This window comes from Tabrizicola soli (genome assembly GCF_015999335.1).
Lineage (GTDB): Bacteria > Pseudomonadota > Alphaproteobacteria > Rhodobacterales > Rhodobacteraceae > Tabrizicola > Tabrizicola soli.
Genome location: NZ_JAEACP010000024.1, coordinates 1 through 22406 on the forward strand (window position 1 = coordinate 1; position 22406 = coordinate 22406).

General features: G+C 61.0%; 19 protein-coding genes. 4 read left to right on the plus strand and 15 right to left on the minus strand.

The window, feature by feature from the left end:
• Positions 1-381 precede the first annotated feature (381 nt).
• The 13 genes from I7S92_RS19370 to I7S92_RS19430 all read right to left on the minus strand — a co-directional run bounded on the left by I7S92_RS19370 (position 382) and on the right by I7S92_RS19430 (position 12500).
• Positions 382-1647 carry a hypothetical protein gene (locus I7S92_RS19370; RefSeq protein ID WP_197647163.1) on the minus strand — a complete coding sequence of 422 codons (1266 nt, stop codon included), beginning with the start codon at positions 1645-1647 and terminating at the stop codon, positions 382-384.
• Positions 1644-4778, minus strand: a complete 3135-nt coding sequence (locus I7S92_RS19375) for a type I restriction endonuclease subunit R (protein WP_197647164.1) — start codon at positions 4776-4778, stop codon at positions 1644-1646. The genes I7S92_RS19370 and I7S92_RS19375 overlap by 4 nt, the downstream gene beginning before the upstream one ends.
• Before the next feature lie 9 nt (positions 4779-4787).
• Positions 4788-5414, minus strand: a complete 627-nt coding sequence (locus I7S92_RS19380; RefSeq protein WP_197647165.1) for an NYN domain-containing protein — start codon at positions 5412-5414, stop codon at positions 4788-4790.
• A 157-nt stretch (positions 5415-5571) separates the two neighbouring features.
• Entirely contained in the window at positions 5572-5727 is a 156-nt protein-coding gene (locus tag I7S92_RS19385; RefSeq protein ID WP_197647166.1) for a hypothetical protein, read from the minus strand.
• On the minus strand, positions 5727-6566 hold the full coding sequence (locus I7S92_RS19390) for a DUF6615 family protein (RefSeq protein ID WP_197647167.1): 840 nt from the start codon (positions 6564-6566) through the stop codon (positions 5727-5729). Before I7S92_RS19390 ends, I7S92_RS19385 begins: the two co-directional genes overlap by 1 nt.
• Positions 6567-6622: 56 nt before the next feature.
• Positions 6623-7024, minus strand: a complete 402-nt coding sequence (locus I7S92_RS19395) for a hypothetical protein (protein WP_197647168.1) — start codon at positions 7022-7024, stop codon at positions 6623-6625.
• A complete protein-coding gene (locus tag I7S92_RS19400; protein ID WP_197647169.1) occupies positions 7021-8334 on the minus strand; it encodes a restriction endonuclease subunit S in 1314 nt (437 codons plus the stop codon). Before I7S92_RS19400 ends, I7S92_RS19395 begins: the two co-directional genes overlap by 4 nt.
• The gene (locus I7S92_RS19405) at positions 8327-9871 is read right to left on the minus strand and encodes a class I SAM-dependent DNA methyltransferase (protein WP_197647170.1); all 1545 of its coding nucleotides are present in this window, start codon (positions 9869-9871) and stop codon (positions 8327-8329) included. Before I7S92_RS19405 ends, I7S92_RS19400 begins: the two co-directional genes overlap by 8 nt.
• 65 nt (positions 9872-9936) lie before the next feature.
• On the minus strand, positions 9937-10611 hold the full coding sequence (locus I7S92_RS19410; protein ID WP_197647171.1) for a hypothetical protein: 675 nt from the start codon (positions 10609-10611) through the stop codon (positions 9937-9939).
• On the minus strand, positions 10608-11615 hold the full coding sequence (locus I7S92_RS19415; protein WP_197647172.1) for a helix-turn-helix domain-containing protein: 1008 nt from the start codon (positions 11613-11615) through the stop codon (positions 10608-10610). The genes I7S92_RS19410 and I7S92_RS19415 overlap by 4 nt, the downstream gene beginning before the upstream one ends.
• The gene (locus I7S92_RS19420) at positions 11612-12007 is read right to left on the minus strand and encodes a VRR-NUC domain-containing protein (RefSeq protein WP_197647173.1); all 396 of its coding nucleotides are present in this window, start codon (positions 12005-12007) and stop codon (positions 11612-11614) included. Before I7S92_RS19420 ends, I7S92_RS19415 begins: the two co-directional genes overlap by 4 nt.
• Positions 12004-12243: a hypothetical protein gene (locus tag I7S92_RS19425; RefSeq protein WP_197647174.1), complete on the minus strand. Its 240-nt coding sequence runs from the start codon at positions 12241-12243 to the stop codon at positions 12004-12006. The genes I7S92_RS19420 and I7S92_RS19425 overlap by 4 nt, the downstream gene beginning before the upstream one ends.
• Complete coding sequence (locus tag I7S92_RS19430; protein ID WP_128515388.1) at positions 12243-12500, minus strand: helix-turn-helix transcriptional regulator; 258 nt, start codon at positions 12498-12500, stop codon at positions 12243-12245. The genes I7S92_RS19425 and I7S92_RS19430 overlap by 1 nt, the downstream gene beginning before the upstream one ends.
• Before the next feature lie 574 nt (positions 12501-13074).
• Between I7S92_RS19430 and I7S92_RS19435 the strand changes: the two genes are divergently transcribed.
• Positions 13075-14340, plus strand: a complete 1266-nt coding sequence (locus I7S92_RS19435; protein ID WP_197647175.1) for a tyrosine-type recombinase/integrase — start codon at positions 13075-13077, stop codon at positions 14338-14340.
• Positions 14341-14365: 25 nt separating this feature from the next.
• On the opposite strand, the gene I7S92_RS19440 is transcribed toward I7S92_RS19435, so the two are convergent.
• Complete coding sequence (locus tag I7S92_RS19440) at positions 14366-14965, minus strand: hypothetical protein (RefSeq protein WP_197647176.1); 600 nt, start codon at positions 14963-14965, stop codon at positions 14366-14368.
• Between the two features lie 522 nt (positions 14966-15487).
• On the opposite strand from I7S92_RS19440, the gene I7S92_RS19445 reads away from it, so the two are divergent.
• The 3 genes from I7S92_RS19445 to I7S92_RS19455 are packed head-to-tail and all read left to right on the plus strand — an operon-like array spanning position 15488 to position 20297.
• A complete protein-coding gene (locus tag I7S92_RS19445) occupies positions 15488-17398 on the plus strand; it encodes a hypothetical protein (RefSeq protein WP_197647177.1) in 1911 nt (636 codons plus the stop codon).
• Between the two features lie 32 nt (positions 17399-17430).
• Positions 17431-17778 carry a hypothetical protein gene (locus tag I7S92_RS19450; protein ID WP_197647178.1) on the plus strand — a complete coding sequence of 116 codons (348 nt, stop codon included), beginning with the start codon at positions 17431-17433 and terminating at the stop codon, positions 17776-17778.
• Positions 17779-17780: 2 nt separating this feature from the next.
• A complete protein-coding gene (locus I7S92_RS19455) occupies positions 17781-20297 on the plus strand; it encodes an Hsp70 family protein (RefSeq protein WP_242070293.1) in 2517 nt (838 codons plus the stop codon).
• 237 nt (positions 20298-20534) lie between these two features.
• Here I7S92_RS19455 and I7S92_RS19460 read toward each other — a convergent pair whose 3' ends face one another.
• The gene (locus I7S92_RS19460; RefSeq protein WP_197647179.1) at positions 20535-22247 is read right to left on the minus strand and encodes a recombinase family protein; all 1713 of its coding nucleotides are present in this window, start codon (positions 22245-22247) and stop codon (positions 20535-20537) included.
• Positions 22248-22406 lie beyond the last annotated feature (159 nt).

The window sequence follows — 22406 nt, forward strand, 5'->3', positions numbered from 1 at the left end:
CGGCGTCAGCCGCTCCATCTGTTCGTCCGTAAGCCAGAAAAGGTTGCTCATCTTCACCCCCGTCAGTTCGGGAGCTTGAATCATGCAGGCCGGGTCGCCTCAAGCCAATCAATGGGTCCTGACCCTAGCTTCCCCGGAGATGGCTTCCCTGGCTGCCCCAAAAGAATCCAGCGCGCCAAGGTCGTGATTCCGCAAGCCTTTGATAATGAGTCGCTTTTTGCAGGATCGACGGGCAGGTGGCTTCCCGGTGGCTTCCCCGGTGAAAATGCCTCACGCTAGCGAACCGCCGCGCTGCGCCCCCCCGCATACGTTCAGGGCCGGGAAGGAACCAGAGGAGGGGGCCAGAGCGATTGCCATCCATGCTGCATCGGAGGACGCATTTCAGCTTCTTCGACGGACCTCGTAGTAACGTACGAACTCTTCGTCGCTCATCGGCTCGATACTGAATGCATCGCGCAGTTTGTTCCAACCGTCGCACAAGAACTTCAAGCAACGCTCCTGTTGCCAATCGCGATCGGTTTCGTCGAACACCATGTCGGCTTTTCGAGATCGGGCCAGGGCATAGCCACTCTGGATATGCCATACGGCATCCTTGATGCCTTCGATTCCGATGATGACTCGTCGGCGCTTTGAAGCGCCAAGCGCATCGAGGCAGGCCATTCCTTGATCCAGGCCTCGAGCCCAATTTGAAAGAAGGTGTGCGTACGAAATGTGGATCCGATTCTGATGCTCAGTAAGTGCGACACCATCAGACATCCAGACTTCGCCGGTTTCTTCCAAGAATGCGGCAAGGTTTCGTGCTTTGCACGTTCCGTCCTCGTCCTCACCTGCGACCCAGTATGTCACATAACCAAAGGTGCATGAACCGAAGTTGCCTCCGTTACCTGCCCCGACTGGCGCTCGAAGTCGTGCACTGTCTGGAAGTTGGTCAAGCCGAGTTATTGCGGGTCGGCCATTGGGGTAGTTGTCAGGTATGATCCGCAGCCAAGCACGCGATAGGTCGTGAGGGCGAACACGAGCAACTTCGCCGAACCCATCTGAGTGGGTCACGGGCCAATCGGCGCTCCAAAGGCCCGCAGATTTCGAGTCGCTTTTTGCACCTACTATAGGAATTGCAGCAGAGCGCGTATCGCGAACAACTTTGATATTCAGTTGAATGGCGGAAGCGAGCTGCCGGACTAAGCTCTCTCGCACGGCTTTAAATTGGTCCTTTGTGGCGGTGTTTGGCAATTCGTAGGTCAGGATCCGCCTGTGTCTAATGTCGAATGGTAGATTCTCCACGCCATATCCACTAGCAGTGTTTAGGACCGCAATGATACGCTCAAATCCAAGAGCATGCAGCGCGTAGCCAAGTTCTACCAACACGTTAGGATTTGGAATAGCCTTTCCGTCAGAGGTTTCACCAATTGGTGTTACATCTGCGATCATTACAGCAGCTTTGGCGATTTTGGTCAGAATGGTCTGACTTATGTCCGCCATACCTGGTGAAGATTTGGTATCATGGTCGAGCTCTAGTCGCTCGACATCCTCCACATCCAGTTCTGCACTTACGCGGTCGACAGCGATTGCTATCGCTTCGCGGAGGAAACTGCGGTTCGTTCTTGGCACAAAATCATTCTGCCATGACCAGAAAACGGTATCATTCATTGCTCAGCTGTTCCCGAAAGTAGAGCTTCGGCCTGCGCCAGAACACCCTGAACAGCTGCGTTCTCCAGATCTGGTGGATAACCGTACTTCCGCAGGATACGCTTGACGAGGACCCTCAGACGCGCCCGAGCGCTATCGCGGTGCGCCCAGTCGATGCTGACGTTTGCCTTGAGGCCCTTCAGCAGTTCATGGGCGATAATTTTCAGCTGGTCGTTGCCGAGAACGTCAACCGCGCTCTGGTTGTCTGCCAGCGCATCATAAAAGGCGACCTCTTCGGGCGTCAGCCCGCTTTCTTCACCGCGGCTTCGTGCGTCGCGCACATCTTTTGCCAGTGCGATCAGCTCCTGAAGAACCTCGACTGTGCTGATTGCATTGGTGTGGTAGCGCGCAATGGCTTCTTCCAGCCGCTCCGAGAACTTACGGGTCTCGATAACGTTTGATTTGCTGCGCGACCGGATTTCGTCGTTCAACAGCTTCCTGAGAGCTTCTAGCGCGAGGTTCTTCTTTTCCATCTGGCCGACTTCGGCCAGAAAATCGTCTGACAGGATGGAAATGTCGGGCGAAGATAACCCGGCTGCCGACAGTATATCGACGATTTCAGTCGAGGCGACGGCATCATTCACGATCTGACGAATGGCAAGGTCACGGTCGGCTGCCGACCGACCGGACGTGTCGGCCGCCTTGACCATGGCGGCGCGAACCGTCTGGAAGAAGCCGACTTCGTCGCGGACTTCGCGGGCCGTGTCGCTGGCCGAGCAAAGGGCGAACGCTTTCGAGAGCGAAAGAACTGCATCCGGATAGCGGCGATGCGCCGCTTTCTTGGCTTCCTTGTCTGTTTCGCGCTGCGCTGCTTCGTCCTGTCTGGCCAGGATCAAGTTCAGCGCCTCTGCCAGTGCGACCAGTCGTTGGTGCGGGGTGCCGGTCAATCCGGCCGAGTAGTCGAAGCCGTGGAACATGGCGTGCACGACATCCAGGCGTTCCAGAAGGGCTGCGACCGCCTCGCCCTCGTCAATTCCGGCCTGTTCCTGGTCCGCCTTGGAATACTGGCCCAGCGCCGATTTAAGGTTCTGGGCGATCCCGATGTAGTCGACGATCAGCCCGGCAGGCTTGTCGCGGAATACGCGGTTCACCCGGGCGATGGCCTGCATCAGCCCATGGCCCCGCATTGGCTTGTCGATGTACATCGTGTGCATCGACGGACTGTCGAAGCCGGTCAGCCACATGTCCCGCACGATCACCAGCTTCAGCGGGTCTTTCGGGTCCTTCGCGCGCTTGGCCAGCAGGTCGCGCCGGGCCTTGCCGCCGATATGGGGCTGCCAGACCTCGGGGTCCGAGGCTGACCCGGTCATCACGATCTTAACCAGCCCGGCGCTGTCCTCGTCCGAATGCCAGTCGGGACGCAGCGCGACGATCTGGTTGTATAGGTCGACACAGATGCGTCGGCTCATGCAGACGACCATGGCCTTCCCGTCCATCGCCTGCACCCGCGCCTCGAAATGGGCGACGAGGTCCTCTGCGACCATGCGCAGCCGCTTCTCGGCCCCGACCAGCGCCTCGACGGTCGACCACTTCCGCTTGAGCCGTTCCTGCTCGCTGACGGCCTCGTCCTCGGTAAGTTCCTCGATCTCGGCGTCGACCTTCGGCTTTTCCTCGTCGGGCAGCTCGATCCGTGCGAGGCGGCTCTCGTAGTAGATCGGCACCGTCGCCCCGTCCTCGACGGCGCGGCTGATGTCGTAAACGTCGATGTAGTGGCCGAACACGGCGGGCGTGTTCACGTCGTCCTGTTCGATCGGCGTGCCGGTGAAGCCGATGAAGGACGCATTGGGCAGCGCGTCGCGCAGGTGCTTGGCAAAGCCATAGGCGATCTCGCCGGTCTTCTCGATCCGCGCCTTGAAGCCGTACTGGCTGCGGTGGGCCTCGTCCGCGATGACAACGACGTTTCGCCGATCGGTCAGCAGCGGATAGGCCTCGCCCTTCTCGGGCGCGAACTTCTGGATTGTGGTGAACACCACCCCGCCCGAGGCACGGGACAGCGCCTTCTGAAGGTCCTCGCGGCTGTCCGCCTGAACCGGCGTCTGGCGTATCAGGTCGCGGCACATGGAAAACGTGGCAAACAGCTGGTCGTCTAAGTCGTTTCGGTCGGTAATCACCACGATTGTTGGGTTTTCCATCGCTGGGTCACGCACTAGCTGACCCGCATAGAAGGCCATGAGCAGGCTCTTGCCCGACCCTTGCGTATGCCAGATCACTCCCGCCTTGCGGTCGCCGCCTGACCGGCTTGCTTCGACGGTGCTGGCGACCGCGCGCTTCACTGCGTGAAACTGATGATAGCCCGCGAGGATCTTCGAGAGCCCATTTGATGTGTCGCCGAACACCGTGAAGTCCTGCATCAGCGACAAAAGGCGGGGCCGCGCAAAGACACCCTCGATAAGGACCGGCATTTCTGGCGCACCCTTGGGCGCAACTTCGGTGCCATCGGTTGTGCGCCAGGGCATGAAGCGTTCAAGATCGGCGGTCAGCGAGCCGATGCGGGCCTGGATACCGTCGGTCGTCACCAGCACCGCATTGGCCCGGAACAATGACGGGATCTGCGCCTTGTAGGTCTGAAGCTGGTTGAAGGCCGCACTTAGTGTCGCTGTCTCCGCCCCCGGCTTCTTCACCTCGATCACGCCCACCGGCAGCCCGTTCACGAACACCACCACGTCGGGGCGGCGGTTGTTGCCGTTCTCAATGACCGTAAACTGAGCGATGGCCAGCCAGTCGTTCAGCCCGTCCTCCGGGTCCACCAGCCGCACCGCATCGCCGCGGATCGTACCATCGTCTGCCCGGTATTCGACCGGCACGCCTTCGACCATGAAGCGGTGCAGGCGGCGGTTCTCCTCGATCAGCGAAGGTCGGTCGCTGGCAACCACCCGCCGAAGGGCATCCTCGCGCGCGTCCTCGGGGATGTGGGGGTTCAGCCGGGCCATCGCATCCCGCAGCCGCGCAACCAGGATGGTGTCGGAATACGCCTCCCGCTCGGGTGCGCTGCCATCAGGGCCAGAAACCGCGTCGTTCAGGAGAGCGTAACCCAGCCCTCCGAGCTGATCGAGCAGGACGGCTTCAACTTCGGCTTCGGTCAATGTTGCCATTCCAATCCCCTACCAACGCGCCGGTTTGTGAAACTGGCCCGTGGCGTCTTGCATCACGGCCGGAAACTGTGCGTTCGCCAAGGCGCCTGGCCGGATCGGCTTGATGAAATGTGCCAGCGGTTGCAGGGCGCGGCTGACTTTGGCCTGGGGGTTGAGAATGCCGATTGTCTTGCCGAACCGGTTGCGAACCACAGAGATAGGTTCCTTGAGGTCGCTGTCATTGCTGACGATCACGGCCACGTCGAACGCATCATCGAAGGCGTCGATCAACAGATGCGTGGCGATGTTGACGTCCGAGCCCTTCTCCTCGGTCTTCATAACCCGCCGCGGGGTGTATCTTCCCCGTTGCCAGTCGGCGGAATCGGGCATGCTGACCTCGTGGGTCAAGAAATGACCGAGGTGGATGCTGACCTGCGGCAAGGTTCGCAGGGCTCGGAAGTAGGTCTGCTGGCGAGTCGGCTGGTCGGGATCATGCGGGGTGCCGCTGACCTGCGCTGTGAAATAGCGGATGGCGCGGATGTCGTTCTGCGGCATCAGTGCGCTACAAAGCGCGTGCAAATTCAACCACTTGTGCTGAGTCTTCTTGAGGCAGCCGAAATAGAGGTTGTAACCGTCGACATAGACATGGGTTCTCATCCGAACCCCCAAAAAAGCAGCAGCGGCCACTGGGGCCGCCGCGCGCCCCGGCACCGAAGCACCGAGGGAGATATGACCGCATAAGTGGACATTTTCTCTACCAGGTCAAGAGTCCAGTTGCGAAAAACGCAACGCATCGGGGTTAGGGGCGGGCGGGTCACAACACCGCCTCCGACATCTGTTTGGCGTTGGCCATCGGCTCAGGTGTCGAGCGATTAATGCCTGATACCGCGGCATTCACACAGGTGTAGCCCAGCGCCAAGAGTTGATCGATGAGGGCGGATTCAACTTCGGCTTTTGAAAAAGCGGTCATCAGCGCCTCCTGCTCGGTTCATCTTTTACATCGAGGATCAGGAACCGTGGAGCATCAACTCCGTCCCGACGATCCCTAGTGCGAACGCGCTCTAGCTCCTCGGGGTCAGTTTCTCTGATGCCAACCGTGTCCTTGTCGATTGCCATTTCGCCGTTAAGTTGTTCGATGGTTGGAAAGCCATTTGTTGGCGACTTGCCGTCATCAGCTAGGTCAGGCGAAACGGCCATGACACCTTCTGACATCAAGAAACCCAAGGTGCCGTCGCTACCTTCGGCCCATTCTGCAAAAAGGTACCGGGTCTTGAAGCCTATCGGCGCAAAGAAGATGTGCCATGGAACTGATACGTCTTCGACATCCTGAATCGTCTTGATGCTGGTCTTCTTCTTGATATTGGTCGCGTCTGCAATGAGGCACCCATATTCGTAGGGGCGCCAAGGGGCTTTTCCTTCAGCAGACTTCCAGAGCTTTCGCTCCGAATTCTTCGAATAAAAGCAATACACAGGCTTCCAAGTTATTTCGCCAGGCTTGGTTGCAGGACAGTTGTTTATCAGAACGTCGATCTGCTCTTGGATATTGGGTGCCTTGCCGACTTTGTGTTTGATCGTCAAGCTATTGTTCTTCTTCGTGCGCTTGGCTTGTACACGCATGAAAAGGCTGTATTTTCGCCCGACGACAACCCATTCCCAGTCGGCTCCGATCTTGGCTTCCTGACCTTTTGAGATAGCGGTCAATTGCGTACCTCGGTCGGAGTGCCACCGCAGAATTTCCAGCAGATTGGTTTCTGTTACGGTTTCTTCGCCATAGCTTATCTTGCCGTCATTGGCATGTGCGAAGGCCAAGTTCCGCGATACCGCGTCCCCAAGTTCCAAGAATGTGTGAAGCAAGGTCCGCAATTTCAGACCCTGCCATCAGATGAAATGAACGCCACGCCCGTCCAGTCCTGGTCCAGCACAGCCTTGCGGTATGCCGGGGCATTCTTGGCATCGATGCCGCGCCAGTCGTGTTTGCCGGTGCCGTAGGCAATGAAGCCGGTCTTGTCGGTCACGAACAGGGTCAGGCCCCGCAGCGCCTCGGGGGCGTCGGGCGCATGTATGGCGGTCATGACCTCGTCGAGGAAATTGCCGATGCCGACCATGGCGAGCTTCGCACCAGTTTGTTCGACCAGTTGGGTGTAGGTCAGGTAGGGGCGTTGGGGCAGCTTGCCGTGTTTTTTCCGGAACTCCTGCAACGTGCGGACATGGGCGATCAGGCCGTTGCCCAGCAGCATAGCGTTTTTGGTGCGCACCGATAGCTTCATGCGACAGCCTCCTGATCGAATGAGGCGAGGTCGCCCACCCGCAACTCCCCCGACATCAGGCGCGGCAGCAGGAGGTCGCGGGTCTGAGCGAGTGTGCGGGATTCTGTTTGCAACCCGAGAGCTTGACTGAAGATGGGCTCGATCAGGCGGTCAAATGCCTTGTGAACCTCTGGCGACGCTGCGCAGACCATCATGCGCTGCATGTCCGCTTTGGTCACATGGCCTAGACCAGTGGTCTGTTTGTTTCGTGCCAGCTCGGCAAATTCGGGTTTGAGGTGCTTCAGGAGGGTGTGCAGATAAGGCTTAAAGCGTTTGCCGTTCGGGCGCACGGCGAAGATGTGCTGGTTCAGCCAGGCTTTGCCACCCGTCCATAGGAAGGTGTCAATCGAAGTGTCGGGGTTGCCTGACCATGAAAACAGCAGTTCGCCATCGTCGATCAGATAGCGCGCGCCAAGGTCGGTGGCCGTCCACTGCGTGTTTCCGGTCACGCCGTTCTTCAACTCTGCGATCTTGATTACAGGCAGTGCGTCGGGCGCATCCGAGAAGTGCATGTTCTTGTAGGCGGCGCCGTTGACCCATTCCGCTTGATCAAGAAGCGGTTCAAATGCCCACCCCTCCGGCTTGCCCTCGTCGTCTAGCCGGTCGGGGAAGAGGGACCAGAGGTCGGGGGAGAGGTAAGGCGGGCGGCCTTCCATTTTGGCGCGGGTGGGGCCGAAATCGACGAACCAGTCGCGGAAAAGCGCCCGCGCCATGGCCTCGAGCGTGGCGTTCATCTTCCGGTTCAACTCGATCTTGTCATCCAGCGCCCCAAGAGTGGCGGCAATTGCGCGTTGTTCGGGGAGGGTTGGGACCGGAAGAGCGAGTTCTGCCAAATCTCCGCCGGTAATGCCTGCGACCGCGACCTGCCTGCGGATCGTGTCGAGTTTGTGCATTCCGCTTGGAGAGTTGAAGAAGTAGTAATAAAATAGCGAATGTGCTCTTTCTGGTGTGGGCCTCGCGCGGATGATCGAGGACTCAAATACTGTTAGCTCGTCGACGTCCAAGACAACCGTGCACTTGCCCGCCCCTTCAGCCACCAAGGAACGTCGAGCAAAGATCAGGTCGCCTCCTCTGATGGCAAACTTTGCCGCCTCCTTTGGGTCGACATCAATCCGCTTCATTGGGACTGAGCGCATCCGCGGATAGGCAAAAAGCTCCCCCATATTGATGACCTTCGCACCGCGCCCGTGGAACTCCTTTGGCTTATACAAGCCGTTACGAAGAGGCTCAGAAAGCAGGGAGGCAAAGCGCTGTTCAGGCCACTCAGTCATTGACGACCACCCCCGCCAGCCGCGCCCGGATGGTCGCTGTCAACGCCTCGGCCTCGGCGAACTGCGCCTCCAGTTGAGCCTGCAAGCCCGCAAAGCGCTCGGCAAAGGGCGTCTCGTCCTCCTCTGCCGCCTCGGCCCCAACATAGCGCCCCGGGGTCAGGACGTGGCCGTGGGAGCGGATTTCCTCCAAGCTCGCCGATTTGCAAAAGCCCGGAATGTCGGCGTAGCCCTCACCCAGCCGCCAGGCGTGGTAGGTCTCGGCGATCTGGGCGATGTCGGCATCGGAAAACTCTTTGCGCGTGCGGTCTACCATGAAGCCCAGCTTGCGGGCGTCGATGAACAGCACCTCGCCGCGCCGGTCACGCAGCTTGCGGTCACGCGCGATGCCGTTCGACTTGTCCCGCGCCAGAAACCACAGGCAGGCCGGGATCTGGGTGGAATAGAACAGCTGCCCCGGCAGGGCGATCATGCAATCGACCACCTCTCCCTCGATCATCGCGCGGCGCATCTCGCCTTCGCCCGATTGGGTGGAGGACATCGAGCCATTGGCCAGCACCACCCCAGCCGTACCGGTGGGCGACAGGTGGTGCAGGATGTGCTGCAGCCAGGCGAAGTTCGCATTGCCCGCGGGCGGGATGCCATATTTCCAGCGCCCGTCCTCGCGCAGCCGTTCACCGCCCCAATCCGAGATGTTGAAAGGCGGGTTGGCGAGGATCACATCGGCGCGCAGGTCGGGCAGTTCGTTCTTGTGGAAGGTGCCTTCGGAGTTCCAGCGGATGTCGGCGTCGATCCCGCGCACGGCAAGGTTCATCTTGCACAGCCGCCAGGTGGTGTAGTTCGACTCCTGCCCGTAGATGGCGATGTCGCCCAGACGACCGCCATGCGCCTCTACGAACTTTTCCGACTGCACGAACATGCCGCCCGATCCGCAGCAGGGGTCATAGACGCGGCCCCTGTAGGGTTCGAGCATCTCGACCATGGTGCGGACGACCGAGCGAGGGGTGTAGAACTCGCCCCCGCGCTTACCCTCGCTGCCCGCGAACTGGCCAAGAAAATACTCGTAGACGCGGCCCAGCAGGTCGCGCGCCTTGTCCTTGCCCTCGCCCAAGGCGATGCCGGAAATCAAGTCAATCAACTCGCCCAGCATGACGGCGTTGAGGGCGGGGCGGCCGTAGTCCTTGGGCAGGACGCCCTTGAGGGACGGGTTGACCTTTTCGATGGCGATCATCGCCTCGTCGATCAGGCGGCCGATGGTAGGCTGCTTGGCGTTCGCCTGCAGATGCGACCAGCGCGCCTCCGGCGGCACCCAGAAGATGTTGTCGGCAAGGTATTCGTCGGGGTCCTCGGCGCCTTCGGGGTATTCCGCGAGCAGCGTCTGGCGTTTCATCTCGAACCCGTCCGAGATGTGCTTGAGGAAGATCAGGCCAAGGGCAACGTGCTTGTAATCCGACGGCTCCATGTTGCCGCGCAGCTTGTCGGCGGCTTTGAAGAGGGCGGCTTCAATGCCGAGGTCCGAGCCGTTGTCGATTGATGCCATTGGAAAAAGCGTCCTCAGTAATGTCCTTCCAGACGGTATTTCAGCCGGAACGCGAAATCCAGCAGCTAGCAGCGACTTGACGGTGTTCTTTCCCACGGCCGTGCCCTTGGCATCGCCGCCGAGACCTCGATCTCCCGCAGCATCCCACCTGCGATCAGCCCATCCCTGACCCAGCCCAGCGCCTGCCACCAGTCGTCATAGCCGCGTCTGGCCGCCTCGATCTGCTGCGGATGCGGCGAGAAGGTAACCGGGCAGGCCAGAACCTCGACCGTGCGCCACTTGCCGCGGCTCAGGACGCGTTCGGTGCCGACGACGATGGTGGTCGCTCGCTCGCCATGCTGGTTGATCTTGGTTTCGACCGGCACACAGCGCGGCACAGCACCAGGCATCCAGTCCGGGCTCAACCCGGCGCGGGCCAGTTCGGCGACCCGGATTGCCATGCGTTTGCCGCCGAGGCTGTCGGGGATCCCGGCGACGGTGGCGGCGATCACCTCTGCGTCCTCATGGGTGTAGCTGCCGATCTTGTGCTGGCCACCGTCGATCTTGCAGCCCAGCGCGGCGCGTTGCAGCAGGACGTATTCCAGGCCGAAGCCGAAACCTTCGTCTGTCAGGCCCTTGGGAAGCGGCAGTTCCAGCTGCGCCTTCTCGACCCGGAAGGCCCATTCCAACGCCGCCTGCACGCCCAGCGCGCGTTTGACCTTCGTGCAGCCGGCGCGGCTGATCGGTCGCTGCTGGGTCATCGCACACCCCGCAGTCGCAGGCGTTCGGCCGTGACTAGGCCCCGGGCCAGCATGGCATCGCGCATCGTGTTGCTGATCGCGCTGACCGGCAGGAAGCGGTCGGAGTTGACCAGATCGGCGTAGAAGGCGGGCAGGTCGGTGATTGGTTTTGCCGCCGGGGCAGGGGGTGTCTTGGGCTTCCGGCGCTTCCGCCCGGCATCCTCGACCTTGCGCTGGGCGGCGCGTTGCATCGCCCGGTCCAGCGCCTTCGGCCCATCGGGCGGTTCAGGGTGTTCTTGGCGGGTGGCCTCGGCCGCGGCGATGATCTCCGTCTCGGTCAGCCCCAGCTCGTCACGCCAGCGCTGGACGTGCAGCCGAGGCGGCCAGCCTTGCCACCAGCCAGGCAGGGCGGCGGGGTCGAGGCCTAGCGCTGCCAGCAGATCCCCGAAGACCTCATCGGAAATCGCCTCGCGCGCCTGCGCGCCCTCCTCCTCCTTTACTGGTTTACTTAGAGGTTCCCTTACAGGGTTAGTGTCCGAAATCCGGACACGGCTTTCGGCATTTTCCGGACACGGCTCGGCCGGAAAATCGGACACGGGACTCGCCTCATCCCCGTGTCCGAAATCCGGACACGGCAGGGCATCGGACGCGGCTTCCAGAGGCGAACCCTCTGCCATGTCGGCGATTTCCGCGCCCTCATCCTCCCCGTGTCCGATTTCCGGACGCGGCACCACAGCCACAGGTGTGAAGCCCGGCTCGAACCCCAGGGTGTAGCGGGTCGGCAGCTGTCGCTTGGTCACGGGATCGAGCCGCGGCACGCGTCGCAGCAGGCCCACGGCCTCCAACTGGCCGAGGTGATCGTTCAGCGTGGACCGGCTGATCTCGCAGTCATGCGCCAGCCGATCCTGCGAAGGAAAGCAGCCGTAGTCGGGGTTGAACCGGTCGCACAGATGCCAGAGCACGATCTTGGTCGTCGGCTTCAGCCCGCGCTGCTTGATGGCCCAGTTGGTGGCCTCGTGGCTCATGGCGCGGGCCTCCGTGGGGCAGGGGCGATGCGGGTGGTGAAGCCGTGATCGGCGAGCGCGCCCAGCGCGTCATCGAGACTGCGGATGAGCGCCCAGCCGAACCCCTGCGCCAGAACGGCATCGCGGAATGCTTCCTGTTCCGGTCGCAGCCGTCCCTTCGGTGCCTTCAGCTCCAAGAACAGGATGCGGCCGTCGCAGATCACCATCAGGTCGGCGAACCCGGCAAGGACGCCCATGCCGACAAGGATCGCCTGGCGCTTGGCCCCGCGGGGCCCGGCTTCGGTGACCTCATTGGCGCAGTGATGGATGATGGCCGAGCGGGGCAGGGCGATGCGCAGCGCCTGCACGACGGCGCGCTGCAGATCAGCCTCAGGCGTGCCACGGCGCTTCATCGCGCGGCCCTCCCCTGATCCTCGCGCTGGGCGCGGCTGACCGGGCGCCGCGCATCAACGACGAGCAGCAGGCGCTGGGCATCAGCACGCTCGCCCGGGGTCTCGCCATGTTGGACCAGCACATTGCAGGCGAGGCGGATGAGGAGATCGCTGTGATGCGCGACATCGGCGATGACGGCGCGGGCCTCGGCCACGCGGTCGGCGGGCCAGGCGGAACTGTGCGACGGGGTGGTCATCACCGGCGTCCTCCGGCACGACGGCGGCGCGGGGCGGCCTGCTCCTGCTCCTCCAGCCATTCCTCGACGGCGGCACGGCGGTAATAGACCTTCCGCCCAGCGCGCACGCAGGGCGGACCCGTCCGCATGGCCTCCCATCGGCGCAGGGTGTCGACCGAAAGGCCGAGCTCCAGCGCAAGGTCGAGGCGGCTGATCCAGCCGACCAGCAGCGAGCGGGGTTTGTCTTTCGGGTCTGGCATCGATCCGAGATGCGGCATCGGGGTCTCCTGGTCCTGGCCCCGAAGATCGGGGACGTCTTGCAGGGACCAGTGAGCGCAGAGCCCGAGGGGTGGCGGCGAGGCGGAGGGTGGCGGAAAGGATGCCACCCTTGTGCCACCCCTTGTTTTATTGGGGTTTCCGATGGTGGTCGGGCCGAGCGAGGTGATGTGGGGAGGGCCTGCTAGATGGAGGAAACAGACTCCAAGGCCGCAAACAGGTGCGAACACCCCGATTGACCGTGTTTGACTGGCATTGACGGGCAGAAAGGAGGTGGCACCCGGCACGACACCCCTGCCACCCATTGAATTCCTTGAGGATTTGTCGCTCAGCGGCGCGTTGAAGGCTGGATTTGCGGCGTAATCACCGTGCCTACGGCATCAAACGTCCCATTGCGCCCGTCGTCGCCAGTCGCGCATCGATCCGCCCAGCGCCGAAATCCCATGAAAACAAGGGGTGGCGCGGTTCTGGCGTCCTTCCTGCCACCCTCTGCCTCCCCGCCACCCGAGGCGCCATGCTTGCCTTGATAGTCAGGCGAAACCACGCCTCATGTCGGATGCAAGAAGGACCGAAGCCATGCCCGAACGCATCAAGTTGACCGAGAAAGTACTGCGCGACGCCGAGCCGGTACCCGGGCGGGACTATCAGATCTTCGACACCGACGTCCGGGGATTTGCAGCCTGCATCTACCGCGGGGGCGGGCGTGCCTTCACGCTGGATTATCGCCATGCGGGGCGCCAGCGCCGGATGACCTTCGGGCGCTGGCCGGAATGGTCGGTGTCGGCGGCGCGGGAGCGGGCCAAGGAACTGCGGCGCGAGATCGACGCCGGGGCCGATCCCTTGGGCCAGCGCGAAGCAAAGCGCGAAGCCCCGCGCGTGACCGACCTGATCGAACGCTACTGCGCCGAGCATCTCCCGAAACTGTCAGCGCGAAGCGCGGCCGACCAGCGGTCGGCGCTGGCCAAGATGGTGGAACCGGTCTGGGGCCGGAAGCTGGTGACGGAGATCACGCCGACCGACGTCGACAAGCTTCTGACGAAGATCGCCGAGGGCAGGGCGCGGCCACACAAGGAAAAGCCCAACAACCGGGCGCGCAAGCTGCAGGGTGCCAAACCCACGCCGGTGCGTGCCAACCGGATCGGGGAGGTGCTGCGCAAGATGTTCACGCTGGCGGGCCAGTGGGGCTGGCGCGATGAGAACCCCGCCCAGCGCTTCCATCGCCGCACCGAGACGCCGCGCGAGCGGTTTCTCTGCAAGGAGGAAATCTCAAAGCTCGCCGCCGCGCTCGATGCGGCCGATGACCGGCGCGCCGCCGACATCATCCGCATGTGCATGTTGACCGGTGCCCGGCTGGGCGAGGTGCGGCAGTCCCGGTTCGAACAGTTCAACCTTGAGCACATGAGCTGGTCGAAGCCGCCCGCCATGACGAAACAGCGACGCGCCCACCGCGTGCCGATCTCGGACGAGACCGCTGCCATCGTGCGCCAGCGCCAGCTGCTGGTGCCGAAGGGATCACCGTGGCTTTTCCCCGGCGACACCCCCGGCCAGCCGGTGCAGGAGGTGCGCCGTTTCTGGGCGCAGGTCCAGAAGCAATGCGGGCTGCAGGACGTCCGCATCCACGACCTGCGGCACACTTTCGCCTCGCTCCTTGTCAGCGGCGGCGCCTCGCTGGAAATGATCGGCAAGCTGTTGGGTCACAGCCAGATGCAGACGACCCTGCGCTATGCGCACCTCATGGACTCGCCCCTGCGCGCCGGGGTGGACGCCGTGGCCAGCGCCTTTCGGCCGAAGCCCCGGCTGGTCTACGACGCCGATGATCAGGGTGGTCGAAAGACCGCCTGACCCGCGCAAGCGCGGACCCTGATCATCACGCTTCCTCCCGACGCAGCGCCCTCCATATCGGCGTGATCCGTCGCCGGATCGAACGGCTGTCGGGCATCTTCTTGCCGTCCGACCGATCCGCGAACCAGTCCTGCATCTCGGCAACCAGCTCGGCTTGAGTGGCGGGCAAACCATGATCATGGATCCGCACGATCAGAGCGATGTTCATGCCTTCCCAATCGTATGGCGTAGCAGCACCTGGCCCCGCCGCCACCCGCCGCACCATGTCGTTCTCTTCCTCGAAGGCATGTACCTCATCGGCCATGACCATCATGTCCGCGACCGCCACCGTGACCCCGCCGACAGGATCGGTGATGATCTGCCACTGACCCTTCTCGCCCGTCATGATCCGGCGCACGACGCCCTCGGTCGGGCCGGTCCCGCAGCGGCGGAACAACGGCATGAGGTCCATCGGCGAGAGGACCACCCGACCGGCGACGATCTCCTCGCCGCAACGCACCAGGCCGATGCCGGTCATGATATGGAACTTGCCCGCCGCGGCCCAGCCTGCGACGTCGGCGATGTTGCAGCCCCAACGGGCCGTGACTTCCTGAAGGGTGTAGTAAACGCGGGGCGGCAAAGCCATGACAGATCATCCTCACATGAACCGAGGACGGGCCGAACTCATACCGCCTGCAGCCCGTGCCGGGGGCGGCACGGGTTAAGTGATCGGGCGCAACGACACGAGAGGCGCCGGGGCGCCTTCGGTCAGAGCGACGGGTGTTCCGATAGACCTGTTATGCTTTTGGTTGAGGGCTGCTCTCCTCAAGGATGCACCTTTGCGCTGGCCTCGATTCGGAGCAAGGGGGTGGTCCGATTGAAGCTGTGGATAATCACGAACAAGCGCATGGGCGACAGTCCAGCGGCGGGCAGTTGGTCAGCACTTGGATAGCCCCTCGCGTGAGAGGCCCGCAATACCTTCGGCGTGTTCGCCCAAGTTCTGCCATGCAAGGGTGTGATCGATGGGAGCGTCGAGGCTACGCTGCATCGCCGTGATGCCCAGAAAGAGAACCCGTTGTGGAACCTACCTTCTTGTGACCATTGGGAAATGTGTGCCACCTTACCGAAGACAGGAATCAACCCAGCGTAGACCGTGAACAGGGAGCGCATGCCTAACAAAGCCTTTTCCCTGGAGAACAATCCGTTTCGAGTTCTCAAAGCCAATTATAGATCATCGGCAGCCGAGATTTCTGACCTTGTCGAGGATGCTGAACTTGATGGTCTTCACCACGAAGATGAGTTGCAGAAGGCCCGTCAGGCCCTCGTCACTCCGAAGTCACGCCTGCTTTTCGAGCTGTCGTGGTTGCCCGAGCTGAGCCAGCTTCAAAAGAGCAGGCTCGAGGAACTCTTGCGCCAGGCTGACCCGGCCGTCATTCTGACCCAAATTGATCACTTTCCAGATCTGGCGAGAGCGAACATCGCTGCACACCTCTGCTCCAAGGGGAATGCCTCAATTGCGGTTGTGCATTCATTGGCTCAAAGTTGGGACGAACTTGATGAGGCACACCTCCTCAAGTTCTTGAACGAGGAACGTCGCTCATCTGGTTTTCCAGCGGTGGAAGCCAACCAGCTCCGGGACGGATTGAGGGATATCCGCCAGCGCCATGCCACTGCCGCTGCGAACTGGATATGGTCGCTGCCGCTTCCAGGGAAGGGGATGAATGACGTTGTAGAACAGGAGCTGGAGAGGAATCCAGAAGCATCGTTCCTTCGGCACCTTGTCGAAATGTATGACAAGGAGAGTGAACCTCATCTTGCCGTTATCAAGGAATCCGTACTGACTGCGACCGCTGCGGCCAAGAAGGTCTCTGCTGATTTGCCTCAACGTATCAAGGAAATTGAGAAACTCCTCGAAGCGTGGGATTCTATCAATCAGCCAGTCCAAGTCTATTCGCAGTTTCGTGGTCAGGAGGAAGGACGCTCCAAGCAATTATATGAAATCGTCCGCAAGCTGTGCCTTGAGCTTGCCAATGATCACGGTCGCTATGAGGAGGCGTTGAGGCTTTCGAGCGCTCTCCTGACAACGTTTCCAGAGCTTGAGTCGGTAGCGGAGTCGCTCAAAGAGGATATAACCGCCCTCGAGTCCTTGTCCCATCAGAAGAAGATCTCCGACAAACTGGATCCTCTTGTTGAGGCCTGCGAGCGCGCGAAGAAGAACGCATCGAGTTTCGGTCATGCCTTGAGGTCTGATGGCTTTTCTGAGAGCGGTGGCCGAATTCTGAGTGATGTGGTGAAATCCTTTAACGATGCGAGAAAGTCTCTTCCGGAGCCTGGTGTTGCTTACCTCGTAGTGCGGGATTTAGCATTGTCGCTCAATAACGAAAGCAACGATCCGCAGTCGGCATTTCTCTTGGTTGATGGCCTGATTGACCTTGGTATCGGCAAGGGGCCCAAGGAGGTCCTCGAAAAGCTGCGGGAAGAAAGAGCTATCCTGCACAAGAACTGGAAGATGAAAGAACTGGAACGCCAAAGTGGAAATCTGAATGGGATGCTTAAGGTCGTCGATGACATGCTTGTCTTCGCCAACCCTGCGGACCGTCGAGATTTGGAGAAGCTCAAGTCCAAAATTGAAGGTAAGAGGTTTGCCAAGAAAGCAAAATTCGCACTCTTTGCAGGGATCGGTGCCGTCGTTCTCTATTTCGTCCTGATGGATGAATTCAGCAAGCCAGCATCCAGGACGACTTACAGCCCGCCTGTGTCAGAAAGAAGCACTGCTGCAGCGGCGCCGAGCGTTTCAGATCCTTATCAGGAGGATATGCCGCCCGTCGGAACTGGACGGTCATTGACCCGGAACCAAGTACGATACTGCATCTTTCAGGGTGTCCGCTTGGACTACATCCGCCCAATGACCACAAACAACAGCCAGATAGACAGGTTTAATGACCTGGTGGGCGACTTTAACGCCCGCTGTGGGAACTTTCGGTACACATCTGGTGTACTTGAGTCGGTGGAGGGCGAGGTGGCGAGTAGAGCTGCGGCGCTAAGAGCAGACGCGCAAAGGATTGTAGCCTCATGGTAGGGAGTCCGAATACAACCGGTGTCGAACAGGAGTTGGTCGCACGTCTTTGTGTTGAATACTGGAAGCTCGTCAGGGCCAGCCAGCGTGCAGCACAACAGTTGCCGGACAAGGATGGAAGGCGCATGGCGGCCCAAGTGAGGTTTTCGGATCTCCAGCTTGCAACCATCTCTGGGCAGCTTGGTTTGAACCTGGTTTCGTTTGACGGTGAACAATTTTCTGTTGGAATGCCCGCGTCGGCAGATAATGGAGACGACTTCAGTCAGGACGAGGACCTCGTTGTCGCCAAGACGCTCGAGCCTGCGGTCGTGCGAGAGATGAAGGTGGTCCACAAAGGACGGGTTCTCGTTGCGAGGCGCAGCGATGAAGTGCAGGAGGAATAGCTTTGTACCTGGGTATTGATCTCGGAACGTCCAATTCAGCGGTCGTGGGCAACATCAATGGGTCAACGAGGCTCTTCAAGACTTCGGATGGCTCTGATGTCCTTCCAAGCGTGATCTACCTCGACAAGCGTGGGCATCGGTTTGTTGGGAAAGCGGCCCAGGATCGGATCACCTCGGCGCCCGCAAACGTCGCGGCCGGGTTCAAGCGGCTGATGGGCACCAAAAGTCCGGTTCGAATTGGAGACCAAGAGTGGTCTCCCGAGGAATGCAGCGCGGAGATCATCAAGACTCTCATCGGGCAAGCTCTAACCGAGAGCGGCGAGCGAACTATCGAGGCGGCGGTGATTACTATTCCCGCAGCCTTCAACCAAATGCAGAGTGAAGCAACGATCACCGCGGCGAGGATGGCGGGCTTGGAGAGAGTGAGCCTGCTCCAAGAACCGGTGGCTGCGGCGATGGCCTCAATCGCGCACAGCAAGCAGAAGGACGGGGTCTTCCTAGTCTATGACTTGGGTGGCGGAACCTTCGACGTCGCTCTTGTGATGAGTACAGGCGGTGCAGTGACGGTGGTTGCACATGAAGGCATCAACATGCTTGGCGGTCGGGACTTCGATCGCATCGTGTTTGATAGCGTTGTGCGCCCATGGCTGCTCGACAACTTCTCGTTGCCGTCGGACTTCCAGAAAGACGCAACGTACAGGCATCTTTCGACAATCGCACATCGTGCAATCGAGAAAGCAAAGATTCAGCTTTCTGCCTCGGAAACAGCCTCAATTTTCGCAAGTGAAGACGAAGTTCGTGCCGCTGATCAGGATGGAGAGGACATTTACCTGTCCATAGATTTTACCCGCGGACAGCTTGTTTCACTCATAGGGGATCGACTCGAGGATTCGATTGATCTGTGCAGAAAAGTCATAACAGAAAATGGATACAGCCATGGAGACATTTCCCGCATTGTTCCAATTGGCGGCCCTTCAAAGATGCCAATTGTTAGGGAAATGCTTCAGTCCCAACTCGCGATTGAAGTGGAGCAGGGTCTTGATCCCATGACCGCTGTCGCGGTGGGCGCCGCGATATTTGCAGAAAGCAGGCAGTGGGAAGGCGATCAGTCAGCCCGTAAGACGAGTCGTGGACAGGAGACTGTAACCGGTACGATCTCGCTGACCGTGGATTTCAAGTCGAGGATCGCGGAAGACAGTGCCCGGATTAGAGTAACACCTACCTCTGAGGTTCCTAGCGGGTTTGAAATCGAAGTCGTGGACGAAGCTGGCGGTACGACCGGTCGGAAGCCATTTGACGGGGTCGTGAATCTGAGCGTGCCGGTTCGTAAGGATGGGGAAAATCGCTTCGTCCTGACAGTGCATAATGCTGCAGGTCGAATTGTGGAGGACCTTACACGCGAGATCACCATCGTTCGCACTCAGGCGAGCGCTGCCAGCATTCCCATGACATACACGCTCGCAGTAAAGACGCAGACGGGTACGGTTGGCTATGAGCGGAATCGTCTTGAGCCGATCCTGAAGAAGGGGACCGCACTGCCTGCTGAAGGGCGGCATAGGTTTCGCGCTGGCAAACCGCTCAAGGCTGGGGAGGATGACTTCATCACCTTCGAATTCTACGAGATGCGCGAAGGTATCGATGATCCTGAGCGCAATCTTCATATTGGTGATTTCAGGATGAATGGTCGGGAGGACCTGGAGCGAGGAGAGCGCATAAACCGCGGAGACGACCTGATTGTTCACTGGAAGATGAGTGACAATGGCACCCTAAGTTTCGCGGTCGAGTTGCCGCACCTGGGGCGCTTGATCGACTCTCATAATCTGTACCTCGCTCCGGGAGGACACATAAACTTCGACGGGCAACAGGGAGCAGAAGTGGCGTCTATGCTTCTGGAGCGGGCCGAAAACGACCTGGAGGAACTCAACGAGACGCTAGGCGGCAAGGCGGATCCGTCAGGGGATCTCCGGGCGCGCATAGAGCGCCTTGATGCCGCGCTCTCCACCTCTGTTGACGCCGATACGCACAGATCCGTTGCAGAAGAGGCGCGCCGGGTGCGGCAGGAGGTGGCTCTGCTGCGCTTGGCACCGGAAAATGAAGAGCGGGTGCTGACGAAAGAGGTCAACGAGCTCGAAGTTCAGTTTGACGACCTTCGAGACGACGCTAACCCGGTTGATGCAGATCGGCATGAGAAGTTGCTGGCGACAACGCGTCGGGCCATCCGCGAGCGCGATTTTGATACTGCAAGGAATTCACTTGATGAAATGCGGAGTATTCGGCTCAAGGTCTTGGCCGAAAGCCCTGAGTTCTTGCTCGCGATCTTCCAGAGACTCGGAGAAGAGAAATTCCTGGCCATTGATGAACAGCTACATGATCGCCTTGTCGCGGCCGGTATTGCGGCGGTGAAATCGAACGATGTGTGCGGATTGAGAGGCGTTATCGGTCAGATGTTTGCCAACAGGGTATCCGGTGGCGGCGACGCTACCGATATCGTCGAGCTGGCACACATCCTTGGGAGTTGATGAGGCAGTGGCAGCCGCAGTTTGATCGGAATGTCTGGGGGAAAGTGATGGTTCTTTGGTGGGTGACAGTTGATCACCTCAACGCCACATCAACCTGCGACTGCTGGCATCGCGCCGGTCTTGCGTGTGAATCCGTGCGAATGCTGATGTTTGCGAGGACGAAAACCACGCCGGAACAAAGGCTTGCCTCGTAAGTCGTTGGTTTTTCTGATTATTCGGTTTTGCCCTTCCATGGGCTCATAACCTGAAGGCCGCAGGTTCAAATCCTGCCCCCGCAACCATAGTCACTTGCCTCACGCCCGCCGTACCCCGGCGGGCGTTCGCATTTGTGGCCAACCCATCGTCGCACAACGACAAAATCGCCCCCAGTTCGCCGCGAAGTTCGATCAGGTGCCCGTTCGGCGCGTCCGGGTCAGGCGTCAGCGTGACGCTCTCGATCAGGCCACGCAGCAGGTCGGCCGCTTCCGGCCGGGCCTCCGGGTCGTTCAGGGCTTCTGCAAGGTCCGCGACTTTGCGGGCGTAGGTCTCGGCGAGGCCGGGGTGGATGGCCACCGGTTCCGGTTCGGGCAGGACGGCGAGCTTCGCCTCCAGCTCCGCCCGTTCCGCTTCCAGCGCGTCCATCTTCGCCTTCATGCTCGGGTGAAACATCCCTTCCGTGATCGCGGTCACGATGTTCTCGATGTCGCGCAGCACCTTCCCGAGGCGCCGTTCCTGCTCGCCCCGGGCGGCCAGGGTCTCCCGCCGCTCCGCCTGCATCTCCTGCTGCCAGGTCGTGATATATTCCCGGATCAGGTCCGGGTGCATCAGCCGCGTCTGAAGCCCGTTCAGGACGCGGGTCTCGACGTCTTTGCGCGCGATCGTCTTCCTGTTCGCGCAGGTTCCTCGGTTCCGGGCGGCTGAGCAGCCATAGCGCGCGTCGCTGATCATGATGTAACCCGACCCGCAGCAGCCGCAGGTCAAAAGGCCCGACAGCAGGTAGCGCGGGCGGTGGCCGCGTTCGATCTTCGGCGCGCCGGGGTCTTCCGCCCGTTCCGTCAGGATATCCTCCCGGATCGCGCCCTGGCGCTGTTTGACCCGGGTCCACAAGGCGTCGTCGATGATCCGCAGGTGCGGGACCTCTTCGGTGATCCAGTCGGAGGCCGGGTTCATCCGGGCCTGCCGTTTGCCGCTGTCCGGATCCTTGATGAAATGCTGCCGGTTCCAGACCAGGCGACCCCGGTACAGGTCATTGTTGAGGATCCCTGTCCCGCGCTGCCAGTTCCCCGAGATCGTCGAGAAGCTCCACGTCCCCGAACCCTTCCCGCCCGAGCGGGGCGGGGCGATGCCGTCCCGGTTCAGCCCCATGGCGATCGACCGCGCGCTCAGCCCCCGGTCATACTCCGTGAAAATCCGCCGAACTATGGCCGCTTCGGCCTCGTCGATGACTCGGTCCCCGGTCGTATGCGTCCCGTCCGGCAAGGGCTGACGGTCCAGCCGGTAGCCGTAGCTGATCCCCCCGGCGGACTTCCCTTGCTTCACGCGGCCTTCCAAGCCTCGGTGAGTCTTCTCCGCGAGATGCCGCAGGAAAATCGCGGACATCGTTCCGCCCAGCCCAACATGCATCTCGCTGATCGGGCCCTCCCCCTTGGTAAAGATCTCCACGCCCAAAAACCGCATGCGCTTGTGCAGCCCCGCGATGTGTTCCTGATCCCGGCTCAGGCGGTCCAGCGCTTCGGCCACCAGCACGTCGAACCGGCCCGTCATCGCCGCCTGCTGCATCGCCTGAAATCCGGTGCGCAAATGCGTCGCCCCACTGATCGCCTCGTCCGCGAAGACCTCCACCACCTGCCAGCCCCGCTCCTCCGCAAGCCGGCGGCAAATCCGGACCTGGTCGGTGATCGAGGCCGACGACTGCATGTCCGACGAATAGCGCGCGTAGATCGCCGCCCGCAGGCCCGTCTTCTCTCTCATCACCGCGTCCCTCTCTCTTCCGACCGCGCCCGCCGCGCATCCACCCGCGCCAGCAGCCGCACCAACTCAACCAGCGCCGGGTGCGGCGGGGGCAGCGGCGCTCCCGGTCCCGGTGCTTCATGCACAGGCCCGGGCTCAGGCGTCGTCGCCTCAGCCCCG

Bases quoted from the DNA above. Each gene is read 5' to 3' on its own strand.
- I7S92_RS19375 (WP_197647164.1), bottom strand. From the start codon at position 4,778: ATGGCAACATTGACCGAAGCCGAAGTTGAAGCCGTCCTGCTCGATCAG.
- I7S92_RS19410 (WP_197647171.1), bottom strand. From the start codon at position 10,611: ATGACCCAGCAGCGACCGATCAGCCGCGCCGGCTGCACGAAGGTCAAA.
- I7S92_RS19460 (WP_197647179.1), bottom strand. From the start codon at position 22,247: ATGAGAGAGAAGACGGGCCTGCGGGCGGCGATCTACGCGCGCTATTCG.
- I7S92_RS19385 (WP_197647166.1), bottom strand. From the start codon at position 5,727: ATGACCGCTTTTTCAAAAGCCGAAGTTGAATCCGCCCTCATCGATCAA.
- I7S92_RS19445 (WP_197647177.1), top strand. From the start codon at position 15,488: ATGCCTAACAAAGCCTTTTCCCTGGAGAACAATCCGTTTCGAGTTCTC.
- I7S92_RS19430 (WP_128515388.1), bottom strand. From the start codon at position 12,500: ATGCCGCATCTCGGATCGATGCCAGACCCGAAAGACAAACCCCGCTCG.
- I7S92_RS19380 (WP_197647165.1), bottom strand. From the start codon at position 5,414: ATGAGAACCCATGTCTATGTCGACGGTTACAACCTCTATTTCGGCTGC.
- I7S92_RS19435 (WP_197647175.1), top strand. From the start codon at position 13,075: ATGCCCGAACGCATCAAGTTGACCGAGAAAGTACTGCGCGACGCCGAG.
- I7S92_RS19370 (WP_197647163.1), bottom strand. From the start codon at position 1,647: ATGAATGATACCGTTTTCTGGTCATGGCAGAATGATTTTGTGCCAAGA.
- I7S92_RS19405 (WP_197647170.1), bottom strand. From the start codon at position 9,871: ATGGCATCAATCGACAACGGCTCGGACCTCGGCATTGAAGCCGCCCTC.
- I7S92_RS19415 (WP_197647172.1), bottom strand. From the start codon at position 11,615: ATGAGCCACGAGGCCACCAACTGGGCCATCAAGCAGCGCGGGCTGAAG.
- I7S92_RS19395 (WP_197647168.1), bottom strand. From the start codon at position 7,024: ATGAAGCTATCGGTGCGCACCAAAAACGCTATGCTGCTGGGCAACGGC.
- I7S92_RS19420 (WP_197647173.1), bottom strand. From the start codon at position 12,007: ATGAAGCGCCGTGGCACGCCTGAGGCTGATCTGCAGCGCGCCGTCGTG.
- I7S92_RS19425 (WP_197647174.1), bottom strand. From the start codon at position 12,243: ATGACCACCCCGTCGCACAGTTCCGCCTGGCCCGCCGACCGCGTGGCC.
- I7S92_RS19440 (WP_197647176.1), bottom strand. From the start codon at position 14,965: ATGGCTTTGCCGCCCCGCGTTTACTACACCCTTCAGGAAGTCACGGCC.
- I7S92_RS19400 (WP_197647169.1), bottom strand. From the start codon at position 8,334: ATGACTGAGTGGCCTGAACAGCGCTTTGCCTCCCTGCTTTCTGAGCCT.